Source organism: Protofrankia sp. Cr1, from assembly GCF_963555865.1.
Classification (GTDB): domain Bacteria; phylum Actinomycetota; class Actinomycetes; order Frankiales; family Frankiaceae; genus Protofrankia.
In genome coordinates, this window is sequence record NZ_CAUVXO010000257.1 from 7210 (window position 1) to 7717 (window position 508).

The following is a 508-nucleotide window of genomic DNA, read 5'->3' on the forward strand; positions in this document are numbered from 1 at the left end:
GCTGGGGCACACAGGAAACGCACAGATGACACCCACCGTGCTCGGCGACCTGCGCACCCATCTCGCCGTGCACGGCCCGTTGCCCTATCGCGGCAGCCCGCGGTTGCTCATCGACACCGTCGGAGCGGCCGGTCTGACCGGACGTGGCGGCGCGGCCTTCCCCGTCGCCGGCAAACTCGCCGCTGTGGCCGGAGCCGGCGCTCGAGCAGTGGTGGTCGCCAACGGCGCGGAAGGCGAACCAGCCAGCGGTAAGGGCACGTTGCTCCTGCGCACATCACCACATCTTGTGCTCGACGGCATCCAACTGGCCGCCGAGGCCGTCAACGCGACGCAGGCGTTTCTGTGCACGCATCATGATCACATGGCCGGCCGGACCGACACGCCGTCCAGGGCAGCTGCAAGCCGCCCTGGACGAGCGCGCCACCGCCGGCGTCGACCGGATCCCGGTAGGGCTGTTCCCCGTCCCCCCGAGGTTTCTCGCCGGTGAGGCGACCGCCCTGGTCAACAC

Annotated in this window: 1 pseudogene; it reads left to right on the forward strand. The window is 70.5% G+C overall.

The features are described from left to right. Nucleotides 1-487: pseudogene (locus tag U9980_RS18200) on the forward strand (proton-conducting membrane transporter); the annotation flags it as partial. Nucleotides 488-508: the final 21 nt, after the last annotated feature.